16 protein-coding genes are annotated in these 16,706 nt (G+C 70.8%); 12 read left to right on the forward strand and 4 right to left on the reverse strand.

The window, feature by feature from the left end; all coding sequences use genetic code 11:
• Window positions 1-12 precede the first annotated feature (12 nt).
• Window positions 13-771, reverse strand: coding sequence for an enoyl-CoA hydratase/isomerase family protein (locus CGL27_RS37950; RefSeq protein WP_119992195.1), 759 nt, complete (start codon window positions 769-771; stop codon window positions 13-15).
• Window positions 772-1,056: 285 nt separating this feature from the next.
• Between CGL27_RS37950 and CGL27_RS37955 the strand changes: the two genes are divergently transcribed.
• Complete coding sequence (locus tag CGL27_RS37955) at window positions 1,057-1,569, forward strand: ATP-binding protein (protein ID WP_078640035.1); 513 nt, start codon at window positions 1,057-1,059, stop codon at window positions 1,567-1,569.
• Here CGL27_RS37955 and idi read toward each other — a convergent pair.
• The 3 genes from idi to galE form a co-directional block, all read right to left on the reverse strand.
• The gene (gene idi, locus CGL27_RS37960; RefSeq protein WP_078640034.1) at window positions 1,544-2,155 is read right to left on the reverse strand and encodes an isopentenyl-diphosphate Delta-isomerase; all 612 of its coding nucleotides are present in this window, start codon (window positions 2,153-2,155) and stop codon (window positions 1,544-1,546) included. The two genes, CGL27_RS37955 and idi, sit on opposite strands and share 26 nt — an antisense overlap.
• 64 nt (window positions 2,156-2,219) lie before the next feature.
• Window positions 2,220-3,143, reverse strand: coding sequence for a cation diffusion facilitator family transporter (locus CGL27_RS37965; RefSeq protein WP_119992196.1), 924 nt, complete (start codon window positions 3,141-3,143; stop codon window positions 2,220-2,222).
• A gap of 210 nt (window positions 3,144-3,353) precedes the next feature.
• Window positions 3,354-4,340, reverse strand: a complete 987-nt coding sequence (galE, locus tag CGL27_RS37970) for a UDP-glucose 4-epimerase GalE (protein WP_119992197.1) — start codon at window positions 4,338-4,340, stop codon at window positions 3,354-3,356.
• Window positions 4,341-4,686: 346 nt separating this feature from the next.
• Between galE and CGL27_RS37975 the strand changes: the two genes are divergently transcribed.
• The 11 genes from CGL27_RS37975 (at window position 4,687) to CGL27_RS38025 (ending at window position 16,402) form a co-directional block, all read left to right on the forward strand.
• Window positions 4,687-6,618: a DUF5941 domain-containing protein gene (locus tag CGL27_RS37975; RefSeq protein WP_119992198.1), complete on the forward strand. Its 1,932-nt coding sequence runs from the start codon at window positions 4,687-4,689 to the stop codon at window positions 6,616-6,618.
• Window positions 6,615-7,367, forward strand: coding sequence for a phosphocholine cytidylyltransferase family protein (locus CGL27_RS37980; RefSeq protein ID WP_119992199.1), 753 nt, complete (start codon window positions 6,615-6,617; stop codon window positions 7,365-7,367). The genes CGL27_RS37975 and CGL27_RS37980 overlap by 4 nt, the downstream gene beginning before the upstream one ends.
• On the forward strand, window positions 7,355-8,428 hold the full coding sequence (locus tag CGL27_RS37985) for an iron-containing alcohol dehydrogenase family protein (RefSeq protein WP_078640025.1): 1,074 nt from the start codon (window positions 7,355-7,357) through the stop codon (window positions 8,426-8,428). The genes CGL27_RS37980 and CGL27_RS37985 overlap by 13 nt, the downstream gene beginning before the upstream one ends.
• The gene (locus CGL27_RS37990) at window positions 8,394-9,185 is read left to right on the forward strand and encodes a CDP-alcohol phosphatidyltransferase family protein (RefSeq protein ID WP_119992200.1); all 792 of its coding nucleotides are present in this window, start codon (window positions 8,394-8,396) and stop codon (window positions 9,183-9,185) included. The genes CGL27_RS37985 and CGL27_RS37990 overlap by 35 nt, the downstream gene beginning before the upstream one ends.
• A gap of 11 nt (window positions 9,186-9,196) precedes the next feature.
• Complete coding sequence (locus CGL27_RS37995; protein WP_078647237.1) at window positions 9,197-10,069, forward strand: glycosyltransferase; 873 nt, start codon at window positions 9,197-9,199, stop codon at window positions 10,067-10,069.
• A 79-nt stretch (window positions 10,070-10,148) separates the two neighbouring features.
• Window positions 10,149-11,084, forward strand: a complete 936-nt coding sequence (locus CGL27_RS38000; protein ID WP_119992201.1) for an ABC transporter permease — start codon at window positions 10,149-10,151, stop codon at window positions 11,082-11,084.
• Window positions 11,077-11,910, forward strand: coding sequence for an ABC transporter ATP-binding protein (locus tag CGL27_RS38005; protein ID WP_078640020.1), 834 nt, complete (start codon window positions 11,077-11,079; stop codon window positions 11,908-11,910). Before CGL27_RS38000 ends, CGL27_RS38005 begins: the two co-directional genes overlap by 8 nt.
• A 179-nt stretch (window positions 11,911-12,089) precedes the next feature.
• Window positions 12,090-12,899: an IclR family transcriptional regulator C-terminal domain-containing protein gene (locus tag CGL27_RS38010; protein WP_237298688.1), complete on the forward strand. Its 810-nt coding sequence runs from the start codon at window positions 12,090-12,092 to the stop codon at window positions 12,897-12,899.
• 189 nt (window positions 12,900-13,088) lie between these two features.
• A complete protein-coding gene (locus CGL27_RS38015; RefSeq protein ID WP_237298686.1) occupies window positions 13,089-13,391 on the forward strand; it encodes a helix-turn-helix transcriptional regulator in 303 nt (100 codons plus the stop codon).
• 92 nt (window positions 13,392-13,483) lie between these two features.
• On the forward strand, window positions 13,484-14,947 hold the full coding sequence (locus tag CGL27_RS38020) for an MFS transporter (RefSeq protein WP_119992202.1): 1,464 nt from the start codon (window positions 13,484-13,486) through the stop codon (window positions 14,945-14,947).
• An 81-nt stretch (window positions 14,948-15,028) separates the two neighbouring features.
• The gene (locus tag CGL27_RS38025) at window positions 15,029-16,402 is read left to right on the forward strand and encodes an NAD(P)/FAD-dependent oxidoreductase (protein WP_162953157.1); all 1,374 of its coding nucleotides are present in this window, start codon (window positions 15,029-15,031) and stop codon (window positions 16,400-16,402) included.
• Window positions 16,403-16,706 lie beyond the last annotated feature (304 nt).

Genomic DNA, 16,706 nt, shown 5'->3' on the forward strand with positions numbered 1-16,706 from the left:
TTCCGGCCGCGGTCATCCGGCCGGTGGGGTCCAGCGGAAGCGCGGGGTGCGGCGTTCGAGGAAGGCGGCGATGCCCTCGCCGGCCTCCTCGCTGTGCCGCGCCTGTTCCCGCCAGTACGCCGCCCGGTCCGGCTCGACGGGCCCGGCCGCGAACTCCTTGGCCGCCGCCTGGGTGAACTGTGAGCGGGAGACCAGCGACCGCGTGAACTCCGCCACCCGCTTGTCGAGTGCGCCCGTCGGCAGCACCTCGTCCACCAGCCCGGTGCGCAGCGCCCGTTCGGCGTCGATCAGCTCGCCCGAGAACAGCAGGAACTTGGCGGTGGCCGGTCCCACCAGCTCGACCAGCCGGCGGGTCGAACTGGGGGCGTAGACGATGCCCAGCTTGGCCGGGGTGATCCCGAAGCGGGCGCCCTCCTCGGCGAACCGCAGATCGCAGGCGGCCGCGAGCTGGCAGCCGCCGCCCACGCAGTAGCCGCGCACCGCGGCCAGGGTCGGCTTGGGGAAGGCGGCCAGCGCCTCCTCGGCGGGCAGCGCGAGCCCGGTGGACTCCTCGTACGTGGCGCTCAGCGAGCCGATGTCGGCGCCCGCGCAGAAGGTGTCGCCCTCGCCGGTGAGCACCAGCGCCCGGACGGCGGGGTCGGCGGCGAGCCGGGTCAGCAGCGGGGGCAGCGCGCGCCACATCCCGGGGGTCATCGCATTGCGCTTGGCGGGATGGCGGATGACGACGGTCGCTATGCCGTCGGCGACCTCGTGCTCGAGACAGGGCTCCATGTGCCGGATCGTATCCGGGCCGCGCGGGGGCGCCTTCGACGGCATCCGGACAGGAGCGGGGCCGGGGCGGGACAGGAGCGGGGCCGGGGCATTCGGGCCGGTCACGGCCGAGTCACCATGGTCGGAACCCTGGTGAGCAGGAGCAGTCGAGCGTGTGACGCTGGCATACGCCAACGATCAAAAACGCTCGATAAGCGTCAAGTTGTGCGTACTCCATCGGTCCGTACCAGAGCTTCTCAACACTCGGTATGAGTGGTCGGGCGCGGCGAGGGGTGGGTATCGGACATGGAGATCCTCGGGAGAGTCCCCTCCGGAGCGGGACAGGCCCCGCCCCCGGCCCCGCCCCCGCCACCGGTCGCCTACGAGGGGACGTGGCGGTTCACCGCACCGGCCCTGGACTCCTCGGTGCCCCAGGCCCGGCACGCGGTGCGCGATCTGCTGGCCCATCAGCGCGTGCCGGTCGATGACGAACTGGTGGAGAGTCTGCTTCTGATCGTCTCCGAGCTGGTCACCAACGCCGTACGGCACGCCGCGCTGCTCTCCCCCGAGCTCGCCGTCGAGGTCTCCCTGAGCCGGGACTGGGTCCGGATCGCCGTCGAGGACAACCACCCCTACCGGCCCGTCGCGCTGATGGCGGACCAGGGCGGGACCGGCGGGCGTGGACTGCTGCTGGTGACGGCGATCACGGAGGCGGCGGGCGGGGTCTACGACGTCGACCACACGGCGAGCGGCGGCAAGATCGTCTGGGCCGCCCTTCCGCTGCCCGGCGCGGCTACCAGCCGGCCGCCGTCCCGGTGAGCTCCCGGACCGCCGGACGGGCCGCGTCCAGCACGGTCATGAACCACGCCGAGAACGGTCCCTCGTCACGCAGCTTCGCCAGCTCATCCGGGGTGACGAAGGCGATCTCGCCGATCTCCTCGGGATCCGGGCGCGGGGCCGCCCGCACCAGCCCGGCGAAGAGGTGGTTGTACTCCTGCTCCACCAGGCCCGAGGCGGGGTCGGGGTGGTTGTAGCGGACGGTGCCCGCCTCCCGCAGCAGCGCGGGCGCCACGCCCAGCTCCTCACCGGTGCGCCGGGCGGCGGCCACGAACGGCGGCTCACCGGGGTAGGGGTGGCCGCAGCAGGTGTTGGACCAGACCCCGGGGGAGTGGTATTTGCCCAGCGCACGGCGCTGCAGCAGCAGCCGCCCGCGGTCGTCGAAGAGGAAGACGGAGAACGCCCGGTGCAGCCTGCCGGGCGCGAGATGCGCGGAGAGCTTCTCCGCGGTGCCGATCGTCGTACCGTCCTCGTCGACCAGCTCGAGCATGATCGGGTCTGCGGAACCGCTCGGCGCGGAGGGCGCGGCGGTCTCGGCGGAGGCGCCGTTGGCAGGTGTGATCGGCATGACCATCCTCATAGTTCCGACTCGTGAACATCCAAGTCTGCCGCACATGTGCCCCCTGTCTGTGTCAGTGGCACAGCTTGGCTTCGTGATCAGCATGCCCACCCGGTTCGAGCTGGAACGTGCAGTGCCCGACGTCGAAGTGCTCCCCCAGACATCCCTGCAAGGCGTGCAGCATCCGCTCGTGGCCCATCGCGTCCAGAGCCCCCGGGGCGACCACCACATGCGCGGAGAGCACCGGCATTCCCGAGGTGATGGTCCACACGTGCAGATCGTGCAGCCCCTCCACCCCGGGCAGGCCCAGGATGTGGGCGCGTACGGCCGCCATGTCGACATTCCGCGGTGCCGCCTCCAGGAGGACGTTCAGCGTCTCGCGCAGCAGCTTGTACGTCCGCGGGACGATCATGAGGCCGATCACCAGGGAGGCCACGGGGTCGGCCGCCTGCCAGCCGGTCGCGAGGATGATCCCGGCGGACACCAGCACCGCGACCGAGCCCAGCGCGTCCGCCGCGACCTCCAGGAAGGCGCCCCGGACGTTCAGACTCGTGTGCTGGCCGCCCCTGAGCAGGGCCAGCGACACCAGGTTCGCCGCCAGGCCGACGGCGCCGAAGACGATGGTCAGCCCGCCCTCGGTGGCGGCCGGGGTGAGGAGCCGCAGTACCGCCTCGGAGAGGATGTAGCCGCCGACGCCGAACAGCAGCAGACAGTTGCCGAGGGCCGCCAGGATCTCGGCGCGGGCATAGCCGTAGGTGCGGTGCGGGCTCGGGGGACGGCCCGCGAAGTGAATCGCCAGCAGCGCCATCGCGAGCCCGAGTGCGTCCGTCGCCATATGACCGGCGTCCGCGAGCAGGGCGAGGGAGCCGGCGAGCAGGCCGCCGATGATCTCCACGGTCATCACCGTGAGCGTGATGGCCAGGGCGATCCGCAGCCGCCACCGGTGGGCGGCGCCGGCGGTGGTGTGGCCGCGCGCGTGGTCATGACCTGCGCCCATGTGCGTACGGCCCTCCTCCCGGCGCCGAGGTCCCCTGCTCACCAGTGAACAACGGCGCCGGGCGCGGCCGGATCAGCCGCGCCGGTGCCAGGTCGGCCGGGCGGACACCCGGGCAGCGGCACCAGTGCCCGGCCGGCGCCGCCGGTGCGGTCGGCCGAGGCGGTGCCCGGGCGGCCGCTCCAGAGTCCGGTCAGCGCCGCCGGTGCCCCGTCAGCCGCGTCGGGCCCCGGGGCGGTGCAGGCACCAGCCCTCCCAGGCCGACTCCACCATCGCGCGCACATCGTGCCGGGCGCTCCAGCCCAGCTCCTTGGCGATCAGTTCGGTGGATCCGACGACCCGGGCCGGATCGCCCGCCCGGCGCGGCCCGACCACGGGAGTGAGCTCCGGGCGGCCGGTGACCTCCCCGATCAGATCGGACATCTCACGCACCGAGACGCCCTGACCGGTGCCGATGTTCACCGTGAGATCGCCCGGCGCCCGCTGCGTGGCCAGCCGGCGGGCCACGGCCAGATGGGCCGAGGCCAGATCCTCGACATGGATGTAGTCGCGGACACAGGTGCCGTCGGGGGTGTCATAGTCCTCACCGAAGATCCGGGGCGGCTCTCCCTCGGTGATCCGCTCGAACATCATCGGGATGATGTTGAACACTCCGGTGTCGGCCAGCTCGGGGCGCGTGGCACCCGCCACATTGAAGTAGCGCAGACAGGCCGTGGAGAGCGAGTGAGCCACGCCCGCTGCTCTGACCAGCCATTCTCCGGCCAGCTTGGTCTCCCCGTACGGATTGATCGGCAGGCACGGGGTGTCCTCGGTGACGAGTTCCACATCGGGCATGCCGTAGACGGCCGCGGAGGAGGAGAAGAGGAAGCGGCTGACCCCGGCCGCGACCGCCGCCTCCAGCAGCACCGTGAGCCCGTGCACATTCTCGCGGTAGTAGCGCAGCGGCTGCTCCACGGACTCCCCGACCTGCTTCTTCGCCGCGAGATGCACCACACCGGTCACCCGCAGGTCGGCGAGGGTGCGGTCCAGCAGCTCACGGTCCAGGATGGAGCCGCTCACCAGCGGTACGTCCTCGGGCAGCCGCGCCCGGACCCCGCTGGACAGGTCGTCGAGCACGGCCACGGACTCGCCCGCCTCGGCCATGGCCCGCACGACATGCGACCCGATATATCCGGCACCACCTGTGATCAGCCATGTCATGCCCCGCACCCTATCCGTGGCGGGGCGGTCGCCGTTTGTGGAGGACAGCGGCCATCCACCATGATGATCCGCGGCACGCGGAAGCGGTCGTTCCCCCGATCGTGTGGTGAATGCGCGGTGAACGGCGGCTTCCATCAATCCGATAGCCTCTGCCGGACGTGCCGCCGGCCCCACGGGGTGAGGGCGTGCGATGCCCATGGCCCGGAGGGCCCAGGCCAGTGCCATCAGCGGCGCGGCCACCATGTCAGCTGCCAAGGAGTGAGTTCGTCTGTCGACCGCGATTCTCACCGGTGCGCCGGTCGCCGGCTCGTCCCTCGAGGACGGCCTGCGATCGCTGGGCTTCGACGTGCGTACGGCGACCGACGCCGCCGCGGTCACGGCGGAGCTCACCACCGTCCCGGCGCATGAGCGGGTGGCCCTCGTGGACCCCCGCTTCGTCGGCCATGTCCATGCCCTGCGGCTGGCCCTCGCCGACCCCCGCTTCCCCGCGGCCGCGGTGCGCGGCGCGCTCAGCGTCCAGCCGGAGGCTCGTACGGCGCTGGTCCGCGCGGTGACGGCTACGGCCGCCACGGCGCGGACCCTGGGGCATGGCAGTGGGACGCCCGCCGCCGCGCCGGGCACGGGCGCCGTACCCGCCGTCGGCAACCCGGGCCGGGCGGTCCGCGTCGGCGCCATGGAGGCGGCCGAGACGGACGCAAGCGCGCGCGGCGCCGCCGGGGCCGGTGCTGTCGGCACGGCCGCGCCGGACCGCGCCGCCGACGCGCCCACCGCCGACGGTGTCACCGCCGCCCACTCCCGTGTGGACGACCTCGCCGCCGCCCTCGACGCCGAAGGCGTCACCGTCCACCGCCCCGAACTCGGTGTGCTCGTGGCCGACGTACCCGCGGACGCCGAGGCGCGGGCCGCGGCGCGCGACGCCGTGGCCGCGGTGGACGACGAGCGGGTGCGGCTGCGGTCCGCCGTGAAGGCGCGGGACGGCTTCTTCACGACCTACTGCATCAGCCCGTACTCGCGCTACATCGCCCGCTGGTGCGCCCGGCGCGGGCTGACCCCCAATCAGGTCACCACCGCCTCCCTCCTCACCGCCCTCATCGCGGCGGCCTGCGCCGCCACCGGCACCCGGCCCGGGTTCGTCTCGGCCGGTGTGCTGCTGATCGCCTCGTTCGTGCTCGACTGCACCGACGGACAGCTCGCCCGCTACTCGCTGCAGTACTCCACGCTCGGCGCCTGGCTGGACGCCACCTTCGACCGGGCCAAGGAGTACGCCTACTACGCGGGCCTCGCCCTCGGCGCCGCCCGCGCCGGCGGCGGTGATGACGTATGGGCGCTCGCGCTCGGCGCGATGGTGCTCCAGACCTGCCGCCATGTCGTGGACTTCGCCTTCAACGAGGCCAACCACGACGCCACCGCCAACACCAGCCCCACCGCCGCCCTCTCCGGCCGCCTCGACAGCGTCGGCTGGACGGTCTGGGTGCGCCGCATGATCGTGCTGCCGATCGGTGAGCGCTGGGCGATGATCGCCGTGCTGACGGCGGTCACCACGCCCCGTATCACCTTCTATGTGCTGCTCATCGGCTGTGCGCTGGCCGCCTGCTACACCACCGCCGGCCGGGTGCTGCGCTCGCTGACCCGCCGCGCGAAGCGCACGGACCGGGCCGCCCACGCCCTCGCCGAGCTCGCGGACTCCGGTCCGCTGGCCGAGCTGGTCGCCAAGGCCGCCCCCCGCAAGGCGAGTTCGTACCTCGCCCCGCTCTCTGCCGCCCTCGGTGCCGCGGCCGTCCTGGCCGGCACCGCCGCCGCCGGTTTCGGCTCCTGGGTGCCCGTCGGATGCGCCGTGCTCTACGCGGTCCTCGCGGGCGTCGCCGTCGCCGCGCCCCTCAAGGGCCCCCTCGACTGGCTGGTGCCGCCGCTCTTCCGCGCCGCCGAATACGGGACCATCCTGGTCCTGGCGGCTTACGCGGAGGTGAACGGCGCCTTGCCCGCTGCTTTCGGGCTGGTTGCGGCGGTCGCCTACCATCACTACGACACGGTGTACCGCATCCGCGGCGGCACGGGGGCGCCCCCGCGCCGGCTGGTGCGGGCGATCGGCGGGCACGAGGGGCGGACGGTGGCGGTCACGGCCGCCGCTGCCCTGCTGCACCACCAGAACCAAGGTTTCACCATCGCGTTGACCGCTTTGGCGGCGGTCCTCGCGCTGGCGGTGCTCATCGAGAGCATCCGCTTCTGGGTGTCCTCAGGAGCACCCGCTGTACACGACGAAACAGGAGAACCCGCATGATCGGCCTCGTGCTCGCGGCCGGCGCCGGACGGCGTCTGCGTCCCTACACCGACACGCTTCCCAAGGCCCTGGTGCCAGTGGGACCCGAGGGGAAGGAAGGCGAGCCCACCGTCCTGGACCTGACCCTCGGCAACTTCGCGGAGATCGGTCTGACCGAGGTCGCCATCGTCGTCGGCTACCGCAAGGAGGCCGTGTACGAGCGCAAGGAGGCCCTGGAGCAGAAGTACGGCCTCAAGCTCACGCTGATCGACAACGACAAGGCCGAGGAGTGGAACAACGCCTACTCCCTCTGGTGCGCCCGTGACGCGATCCAGCACACCGTGATCCTCGCCAACGGCGACACCGTGCACCCGGTCTCCGTCGAGCAGACCCTGCTGGCCGCGCGCGGCAACGGCCAGAAGATCATCCTGGCCCTGGACACGGTCAAGCAGCTCGCCGACGAGGAGATGAAGGTCGTCGCCGACCCCGACAAGGGCGTCCAGAAGATCACCAAGCTGATGGACCCGGCCGAGGCGACCGGTGAGTACATCGGCGTCACCCTCATCGAGGGCGAGGCCGCCGCCGATCTCGCGGACGCGCTGAAGACCACCTTCGAGCGCGACCCCGACCTCTACTACGAGGACGGCTACCAGGAGCTGGTCAACCGCGGCTTCAAGGTCGACGTGGCCCCGATCGGCGACGTCAAGTGGGTCGAGATCGACAACCACGACGATCTGGCGAAGGGCCGTGACATCGCGTGCCAGTACTGACGAGGCTCATCCCCTCGCCGCTCGTCGTCGACATCCGCGCGGGCGCCCTGGACGATCTCGCGGGGGTCCTCGCCGACCAGCGGATCTCCGCCTCCGGCAAGCTGGCCATCGCCATCAGCGGCGGCTCCGGCGCCCTGCTGCGCGAGCGGCTGTCACCGGCGCTGCCGGGCGCGAGCTGGTACGAGGTCGGCGGCGGCACGCTGGATGACGCGATCAAGCTCGCCGACGCCATGAAGTCGGGGCACTACGACGCGGTCGTGGGGCTGGGCGGCGGAAAGATCATCGACTGTGCGAAGTTCGCCGCCGCGCGCATCGGCCTTCCGCTGGTCGCCGTCGCCACCAACCTCTCGCACGACGGTCTGTGCTCCCCGGTGGCGACCCTCGACAACGACGCCGGACGCGGCTCGTACGGGGTGCCCAACCCGATCGCGGTGGTCATCGACCTCGATGTGATCCGTGAGGCGCCGGTGCGCTTCGTCCGCTCCGGTATCGGCGACGCCCTGTCCAATATCTCCGCGGTCGCCGACTGGGAGCTGTCCCACCGCGAGACCGGCGAGCAGATCGACGGCCTCGCGGCCGCGATCGCGCGCCAGGCGGGCGAGGCCGTGCTGCGCCACCCCGGCGGGGTCGGCGACGACGGCTTCCTCCAGGTGCTGGCCGAGGGACTGGTGCTCACCGGCATCTCCATGTCGGTCGCGGGGGACTCCCGCCCGGCCTCCGGTGCCTGCCACGAGATCAACCACGCCTTCGACCTCCTCTTCCCCAAGCGCGCCGCCAGCCATGGCGAGCAGTGCGGCCTGGCCGCCGCCTTCGCGATGCGGCTGCGCGGGGCGCACGAGGAGTCGGCGCACATGGCCGAGGTGCTGCACCGGCACGGTCTGCCCGTGCTGCCCGAGGAGATCGGCTTCACCGTGGACGAGTTCGTCCAGGTCGTGGAGTTCGCTCCGAAGACGCGCCCCGGCCGTTACACGATCCTCGAGCACCTCGACCTCTCAACCGACGCGATCAGGGACGCATACGCCGACTATGCCAAAGCAGTCAGTCAAGCCATCAGTGGCTGAACTCCGCCCGGTCGTCCACCCCGCAGGGGTCAAGGACCGGCGGAGCGGTGAGCACTGGGCCGGGCGCCTCTACATGCGGGAAATCTCGCTGCGCTGCGACCGGCACCTGGTGAACACCCGGGTCACGCCCAACCAGCTGACGTATCTGATGACCGTCTTCGGCGTCCTCGCCGCCCCGGCCCTGCTGGTGCCGGGGATCGCGGGCGCCGTGCTCGGGGTGCTGATGGTCCAGCTCTACCTGCTGCTGGACTGCGTCGACGGCGAGATAGCCCGCTGGAAGAAGCAGTTCTCGCTGAGCGGTGTGTATCTGGACCGGGTCGGCGCCTACCTGTGCGACGCCGCGGTGCTCGTCGGCTTCGGGCTGCGCGCCGCCGACCTGTGGGGCTCCGGGCGGATCGACTGGCTGTGGGCGTTCCTCGGCACCCTCGCCGCGCTCGGTGCCATTCTGATCAAGGCCGAGACCGACCTCGTCGGGGTCGCCCGGCACCAGGGCGGTCTGCCGCCGGTCAAGGAGGCGGCCGCCGAGCCGCGCTCGTCCGGTGTGGCGCTGGCCCGCAGGGCGGCCTCGGCGCTGCAGTTCCACCGGCTGGTCCTCGGGGTCGAGGCGTCGCTGCTCATCCTCGTGGTGGCGGTCGTGGACCAGGTGCGCGGGGACCTGTTCTTCACCCGGCTGGGCGTTGCCGTACTGGCCGGTATCGCCCTGCTGCAAACCCTTCTTCACCTCGTGTCCATCCTCGCGTCGAGCAGGCTCAAGTGAGCATGAGCGCCATGAAGGTCGGAGCGGTCGTCCTCACGATGGGCAATCGCCCCGAGGAGCTGCGCGAACTCCTCGACTCGGTCGCCAAGCAGGACGGCGACCCGGTCGAGGTGGTCGTCGTGGGCAACGGTTCGCCGCTGCCCGCGCTCCCCGAGGGCGTACGGACCATCGAGCTGCCCGAGAACGTGGGCATCCCGGCGGGCCGCAATGTCGGCATCGAGGCGTTCGGACCCGGCGGCTCGGACGTCGACGTACTGCTCTTCCTCGACGACGACGGGCTGCTGCCGGGCACCGACACGGCCGAGCTGTGCCGCCAGGCGTTCGCCGACGACCCGGAGCTGGGCATCATCTCGTTCCGCATCGCCGACCCCGACACCGGCGTCACCCAGCGTCGCCATGTGCCCCGGCTGCGCGCCTCCGATCCGCTGCGGTCCTCCCGGGTGACCACCTTCCTGGGCGGAGCCAACGCGGTCCGTACCACGGTGTTCCAGCAGGTCGGAGGGTTGCCGGACGACTTCTTCTACGCGCATGAGGAGACCGATCTGGCCTGGCGGGCGCTGGACGCCGGCTGGATGATCGATTACCGGTCGGACATGGTGCTGCACCATCCGACCACCGCGCCGAGCAGGCACGCGGTCTACCACCGGATGGTGGCCCGCAACCGGGTCTGGCTGGCCCGGCGTAACCTTCCTGCGCTGCTCGTGCCCGTCTATCTGGGCGTCTGGCTGCTGCTCACGCTGGCCAGGCGTCCGTCGAAAACCGCACTTCGGGCCTGGTTCGGGGGCTTCAGGGAGGGCTGGAAGACACCGTGTGGTCCACGCCGACCCATGAAGTGGCGTACGGTATGGCGCCTGACCCGACTGGGCCGACCTCCTGTCATCTGACAAGCTCGTATCGAAGAGCATCGGGCGCGACCCGGGGCGCGGCCCCGCTCAGCGCACCCTGAAGACGAAAGTGTCAACTGTGAGCGAGACTACGCACGACGGTGCGGTAGCCGTGAGTGCCCCGCCGTCAGCCGACGACGGCCTGTCCCCGGGCGAGCTGGCAGCGAAGTACGAGCTGTCGGTGAGCGGCGCCCGGGTGGGCCTCGGCGATTACATCCGCCAGATGTGGGGCAGGCGTCACTTCATCTTGGCCTTCTCGTCGGCCAAGCTCACCGCCCAGTACAGCCAGGCCAAGCTGGGCCAGGTGTGGCAGGTGGCGACCCCGCTGCTCAACGCGGCGGTGTACTTCTTCATCTTCGGCATGCTGCTGAAGAGCAGTCGCGGTATGGCGAACGACATGTACATCCCGTTCCTGGTGACGGGTGTGTTCGTCTTCACCTTCACCCAGGCGTCCGCCATGGCCGGCGTACGGGCGATCTCCGGGAACCTGGGGCTGGTGCGGGCCCTGCACTTCCCTCGGGCCTCGCTCCCTATCTCCTTCGCGCTCCAGCAGCTCCAGCAGCTGCTGTTCTCGATGATCGTGCTGGTCATCGTGCTGGTGGGCTTCGGCCACTACCCGTCCTTCGCCTGGCTGCTGATCCTTCCCACGCTGGCGCTCCAGTTCGTCTTCAACACCGGGCTTTCGCTGATCATGGCCCGGATGGGGGCCAGGACGCCGGACCTCGCTCAGCTGTTGCCGTTCATCCTCCGTACCTGGATGTACGCGTCCGGCGTGATGTTCCCGCTGGCCCGTACGCTTGAACACGCTGGGGCGAGCAAGTGGATCTCGGACGCCATGCTGGGGAACCCGGCGGCCGTGTACATGGATCTGATGCGGTACGCGCTGATCGACGACTACACCGGAGCGAACCTGCCGCCGCACGTCTGGGCTCTGGCCGTGGGCTGGGCGGTCCTCTTCGGTGCCGGGGGATTCGTGTACTTCTGGAAGGCAGAGGAGCAGTACGGCCGTGGCTGAGCAAATCCTGGACAAGACTGCCGAGGCTGCCAAGGCGGAGCAGACCGCCCAGGCGGCTCCCGTACCGTCGCGGGTGCCCACCGTCATCGCCGACGACGTCCACATCGTCTACCGGGTCAACGGCGGCCCCAAGGGGAAGGGCAGCGCCACCGCGGCCCTCAGCCGTTTGCTGGGCCGTAAGCACGCCCCGGGCATGCGTGAGGTGCACGCCGTGCGCGGGGTCACCTTCGTGGCGTACAAGGGCGAGTCGATCGGCCTGATCGGATCCAACGGTTCCGGTAAGTCGACCCTGCTCAAGGCCGTCGCGGGGCTGCTGCCCACCGAGCGCGGCAAGGTCTACACCAACGGCCAGCCGTCGCTGCTCGGGGTGAACGCGGCGCTGATGAACGACCTCACCGGTGAGCGGAACGTGATCCTCGGTGGTCTGGCCATGGGCATGTCGCGTGAGCAGGTCCGGGAGCGCTACCAGGGCATCGTGGACTTCTCGGGCATCAACGAGAAGGGCGACTTCATCACCCTCCCGATGCGCACGTACTCCTCCGGTATGGCGGCCCGGCTGCGCTTCTCCATCGCCGCGGCCAAGGACCACGACGTGCTGATGATCGACGAGGCGCTGGCCACCGGCGACAGGAAGTTCCAGAAGCGCTCCGAGGCCCGTATCCGCGAGCTCCGCCAGGAGGCCGGCACGGTCTTCCTCGTCAGCCACAACAACAAGTCGATCCGGGACACCTGTGACCGGGTGCTGTGGCTGGAGAAGGGCGAGCTGCTGATGGACGGCCCGACCGACGAGGTCATCAAGGCGTACGAGAAGGAGACCGGCAAGTAGCCGCTCCGGGAACAGCGACTCCATAAACCATCAGGCCCCGCCGGGCAACCCGGCGGGGCCTTGTTGTCCACTAGCGGACCAGGTGCCCGGATGGGGAATGGGTAGGGAAGCATGGCACGTTGGGCAGGGCAACGGGGGAATCTGCACGGGGGGCTGACGGGGTGGCCAAGAATGGGGCCGTGGGCGGAAGCAGCCATGCCGAGAGGGTGTTCCGCGTGCAGCGGGCCTTCACCCAGCTCGGCGGACGGGCCCATGGGCCCGGGGCGCTGGCCAGAGCGGCGGAGCTGGATGATTCGACCGTCTACCGGATTCTGCAGTCCGGGGTGCACCAGGGCATCTTCGTCCGCGAGGGCCGGGGGCTGTACCGGCTGGGCTCGGCGGCCCCGCAACTCGGTCTGAAGGCGCTGGCCCACTCGCCCGCGCCGGACGCCGCCCATGCCCTGCTGGAGGCGCTGCGCCGGGCCACCGGGGGGCTGGCCTTCCTCTATCTGCTGGCGCCGTTCGGCGGCGCCCACCGGCAGTGCGCCGATATGGCCGTGGGCGACTCCGATCTGACGGAGCTGGGGATGACGCCCCGTGCGGTGCAGACGGTCGAGCACTCGCTGCGGGTGGGCGCCGCGGGGCGGGCGATCCTGGCGTATCTGCCGGAGACGATCCAGTCGGAGGTGCTGGACCGGCCGGTGCCCGCCGAGGCCGGCCCCGGGGCCTTCCGGGACGATGTGCGGCTTCTCGCCTCGCTGGACCGGATCAGGGCGCGGGGGTACGCGCTGGGCCATGAGGAGTGCGCGGCGGGGTGGAACGAGTGCGCGGCGCCGGTCACTTGGGACGGGCTGGTCATGGGCTCGGTGCTGGTGATGAAGCCCAAACAGGTCATGACGCGGTGTCCGGTGACCGTCATCGGGGCGGTGGAGCAGACGGCGGCGGCGCTGGCCGATCTGGGGCGTGGCCATCCGGCCGAGCCGGATGAAAATGATGCGAGACTGAAGTAAATTTACGGTAACACGGGTAAACGTGAAGCGCATTCCCCGCGCTTCACCAGCCCTTTCTCGCGAGGCGAGAAAGGGCCGGAAATCCTTGACTCGTACGGGTGTACGGCCGCAATAATCAAGAGGGCAATCCAGTCTGATTCTTGCATGAGCGGCGGCTCTACGCGCCGCACACTAGGGGGAAATGTCACCGTGTCCGACAGGGGCGGTCTTGCCGTCGTGCCCGATATTCCCGCACCGAACTGGACGCGGGAGCTTGAGCGTGTGCCGTTGTTATCGGCCAGAGAGGCCCAGGCGTTTGCGCTGCTCGGCGCGGGGTGGTCCAACCGCCGTATCGCGCTGCGGCTCCAGGTGACCGAGCGCACGGTGAAGGCGCATGTGGCGTCAATACTCGCGAAACTGCAGGTGGAATCGCGGCTGCAGGCCGGTCTCGTCGCCCTCAGCTACCGGCACCTGTACCAAAGTACAGTTCCCGGGAGGATCGTGGCCGGATAGCGTTGCCTGTGTCTGCCCGTTTATCCCTCGGCCGGATATCGACTTGAACGCACCCGTCGCACAGCAAACGCGCCGTCATAGGAAAGGTATTCATGTCTGACCGTTCCGGCCCGAGCGGAATGAACCCCGTGTGGACGCTGGTGGTGTCCGGACTCACCGTCTTCATGGCCGCCTTGGACAACCTCGTCGTCATCACCGCGCTGCCCGCCATCCAGAAGGACCTGGGCACCAGCCTCCAGGACCTGGAGTGGACGGTGAACGGCTACACCCTCACCTTCTCGGTCTTCCTGATGGCCGGTGCGGCCGCCGGGGACCGGTTCGGGCGCCGCCGGGTCTTCCTGGCCGGCCTCGTCGTCTTCACCGGGGCCTCCGCCGCCGCGGCGCTGTCCGGCAGCGCGGACGCCCTGATCGCCGCCCGGGCCGTACAGGGCCTCGGGGCGGCCGTGGTGATGCCGCTGACGCTGACGCTGCTGACCGTCGCCGTCCCCGAGCGCCGGCGCGGTCTCGCGCTGGGCGTCTGGGGCGCGCTCAGCGGGCTCGCGGTCGCGCTCGGCCCGCTGATCGGCGGGGCCGTGGTGGAGAAGATCTCCTGGGAGTGGATCTTCTGGGTCAATGTGCCGATCGGCGTGCTGGTGCTGGTGCTCGGCCTCTGGAAGCTGGCCGAGTCCACCCGCCCGGACACCTCGCTCGATCCGGTGGGCACCGTCCTGGTCAGCCTCGGGGTCTTCGGTGTGGTCTACGCGCTGGTGTCCACCACCGAACACGGCTGGTCCAGCGGCCGGGTGATCGGCTTCCTGGCCGGCGGCCTCGTGGTCCTCGCGCTTTTCGTGGCCTGGGAGCTGCGCACCGCCGAACCCATGCTGCCGATGCGGCTGTTCCGCAACCGCGCGTTCAGCGCGGTCAACGCGGCCAGCCTGCTGATGTTCGCGGCCATGTTCGGACTGGTCTTCCTGCTCACCCAGTTCATGCAGAACATCCAGGGCTTCTCGCCGCTGGAGGCGGGCGTGAAGATGCTGCCGTGGACGGCGATGCCGGTCCTCGTCGCCCCGCTGGCGGCGCTGCTGACCGCCCGGCTCGGCAACCGTCTGGTGGTCGCCGCGGGTCTGCTGTTCGAGGCCGTGGGTCTTGGCTGGCTGGCGTCCGTGGTCAGCGCGGACACCGCCTACGCCGACCAGGTGCCCGGTCTGGTGCTCGGCGGAATCGGCCTCGGGCTGTTCTTCTCGCCCGTCGCGGAAATGGCGATGAGTATCGTCGCACCCCGCGACCAGGGCATCGCCTCGGGCGCCAACAACACCTTCCGGGAGCTCGGCGGCGCACTCGGCGTCGCGGTGCTCACCTCCGTATTCACCACGCTGGGCGGATACGGCTCGCCCCAGGAATTCGTGGACGGGCTGCGGCCCGCCGCCTGGATCGGCGCCGGAATCGCCGCCCTTGGCTGTCTGGCCATTCTCACGGCACCGCGCGGCCGTACCGTACCCGGCGAAACGAAGGTGATTTCTTCGGGTGCCGCCGAGGATTCATGCACGGGAAACCTCCCGAGTCGGTCGCGCAACTAAATTCGACAGAGCGAAGACAGAGCGAAAAAGATGATCCACCGGTCCCCGGACCCCGGGTGACCGTTGGGTATGGGGGTCGCTATGTACGACGTCATTGTGGTAGGAGCGCGCATCAGTGGGGCATCGACGGCGATGCTCCTGGCAAGAGCGGGATACCGGGTCCTTCTCCTGGACCGGGCCAAATTCCCCGGCGGCAAGGGGGCCGCCACAAATCTGGTTCACCCCCCGGGAATTCTCCGGCTGAAGCGCTGGGGACTGCTGGACGAGGTGGCGGCCACCGGCTGCCCGCCCATTCACTCCTACGGTCTGCAGAGCGGCCCCGTCCAGCTGATGGCCAAGCTGCCCGCCGTCGAGGGCGTGGCCGAGGCGTACTCCCCGGAGCGCGCCAAGCTGGACGAGATCCTGCTCGAGGCCGCCGTCAAGGCCGGGGCGGAGCTGCGGGAACAGGTCGCGCTGCGCGAACTGCTGACCGACAGCCAGGGCACCGTCATCGGCGTCCGGGCCGAAACCGAGGACCGCACTCCCCTCGTCGAGCACGCCCGGCTGGTGGTGGGCGCCGACGGCTCGAACTCCACCGTCGCCCGGCTGGTGGGGGCCGAGAAGTACGACTCCCACCCGGTGCTCAACAAGAGCCACTGGTCGTACTGGGCCGATCTGCCGCACGACGGCAAGGTGCGCACCTACCGCCACCGCCATCAACACGCCTTCACCTGGCCCACCCACGACGGCCTCACCATCGTCGGAGTGGCCCTGCCGGTCGAGGACTTCAAGGCGTCCCCCGACCAGGGGCGCGACGCCACGGTCATCGCCGCCTTCGAGGACGTCGACCCCGAGTTCGCGGCGCGGCTGCGGGAGACCCGGCGCGTCGACAAGTGGATGACCGGCGCGGTCCCCAACTTCCTGCGCCACTGCCACGGCCCCGGCTGGGCCCTCGTCGGCGACGCGGGCTACACCCGCGACCCCATCACCGCCGCCGGTATCACCGACTCCCTGCGCGGTGCCGAACTGCTCGTGGAGGCCGTGGAGCCCGCCCTGTCCGGCGACCGTGACCTCGCCGCCGCGCTCGCCGACTACGCCCGGCGCCGCGACGCCCTGGTGGGCGGCCACTTCCGGTACACCCGCGACCATGCCGCACTCGCCGACTACAACCGCGAGGAGCTGGAGTTCATCCGGGCGATGGCGCGCAGCCCGCACCACGGCAGCGGCATGGTCGGGATGTTCGCCACGATCGTCCCGCCCGCCGAGTTCTACTCCCCGGCCAATATCCACGCCCTCTTCGAGCACATCCCGCCGGGCCCCGATCCGGGCTGGAAGATCCGGATGGTGCGCTGGCTCGTCCGCGGCGCCCCCAGACATCTGCCCCCGGCGACCCGGCTCGCCGACCGGCTGATCGCCGCCAACCTCGGGAGCATGGGCACCTTCCTGCTCGACTCCCCGGTCGCCGGCGCCGCCTAGGGGGGTGTCCGACGGATCGTGACGCCTGCGGCGGGCTGCTCCCCGCCCCGCCCCTTCCCGCGGCATCGATTTGCGGCTCCGCCGCGTGGTGGGGCTTCGCCCCAGACCCCGGGGCCTGGGGCGAAGCCCCTGGTAACGGGGAGGGGGAAAGCACCGATATGCGGCTCCGCCGCGTGGTCCGCCGGACACCCCCCAGCCCGGCTCTCCCGCGGCCCGCCCACACGGCACGGCCGCGACCTCACAACGGCCATCGGCCGCCCACAGCGCCGCGTCACCCGCGCGGGTGACGCACCTCACTCACCGT

This window comes from Streptomyces sp. 11-1-2, assembly GCF_003595545.1.
Classification (GTDB): Bacteria; Actinomycetota; Actinomycetes; order Streptomycetales; family Streptomycetaceae; genus Streptomyces; species Streptomyces hygroscopicus_B.

Coding starts and splice junctions, on each gene's coding strand:
- CGL27_RS37950 (WP_119992195.1), bottom strand. CDS start 771: ATGGAGCCCTGTCTCGAGCACGAGGTCGCCGACGGCATAGCGACCGTC.
- CGL27_RS37955 (WP_078640035.1), top strand. CDS start 1,057: ATGGAGATCCTCGGGAGAGTCCCCTCCGGAGCGGGACAGGCCCCGCCC.
- idi (WP_078640034.1), bottom strand. CDS start 2,155: ATGCCGATCACACCTGCCAACGGCGCCTCCGCCGAGACCGCCGCGCCC.
- CGL27_RS37965 (WP_119992196.1), bottom strand. CDS start 3,143: ATGGGCGCAGGTCATGACCACGCGCGCGGCCACACCACCGCCGGCGCC.
- galE (WP_119992197.1), bottom strand. CDS start 4,340: ATGACATGGCTGATCACAGGTGGTGCCGGATATATCGGGTCGCATGTC.
- CGL27_RS37980 (WP_119992199.1), top strand. CDS start 6,615: ATGATCGGCCTCGTGCTCGCGGCCGGCGCCGGACGGCGTCTGCGTCCC.
- CGL27_RS37990 (WP_119992200.1), top strand. CDS start 8,394: ATGCCAAAGCAGTCAGTCAAGCCATCAGTGGCTGAACTCCGCCCGGTC.
- CGL27_RS37995 (WP_078647237.1), top strand. CDS start 9,197: ATGAAGGTCGGAGCGGTCGTCCTCACGATGGGCAATCGCCCCGAGGAG.
- CGL27_RS38020 (WP_119992202.1), top strand. CDS start 13,484: ATGTCTGACCGTTCCGGCCCGAGCGGAATGAACCCCGTGTGGACGCTG.
- CGL27_RS38025 (WP_162953157.1), top strand. CDS start 15,029: ATGTACGACGTCATTGTGGTAGGAGCGCGCATCAGTGGGGCATCGACG.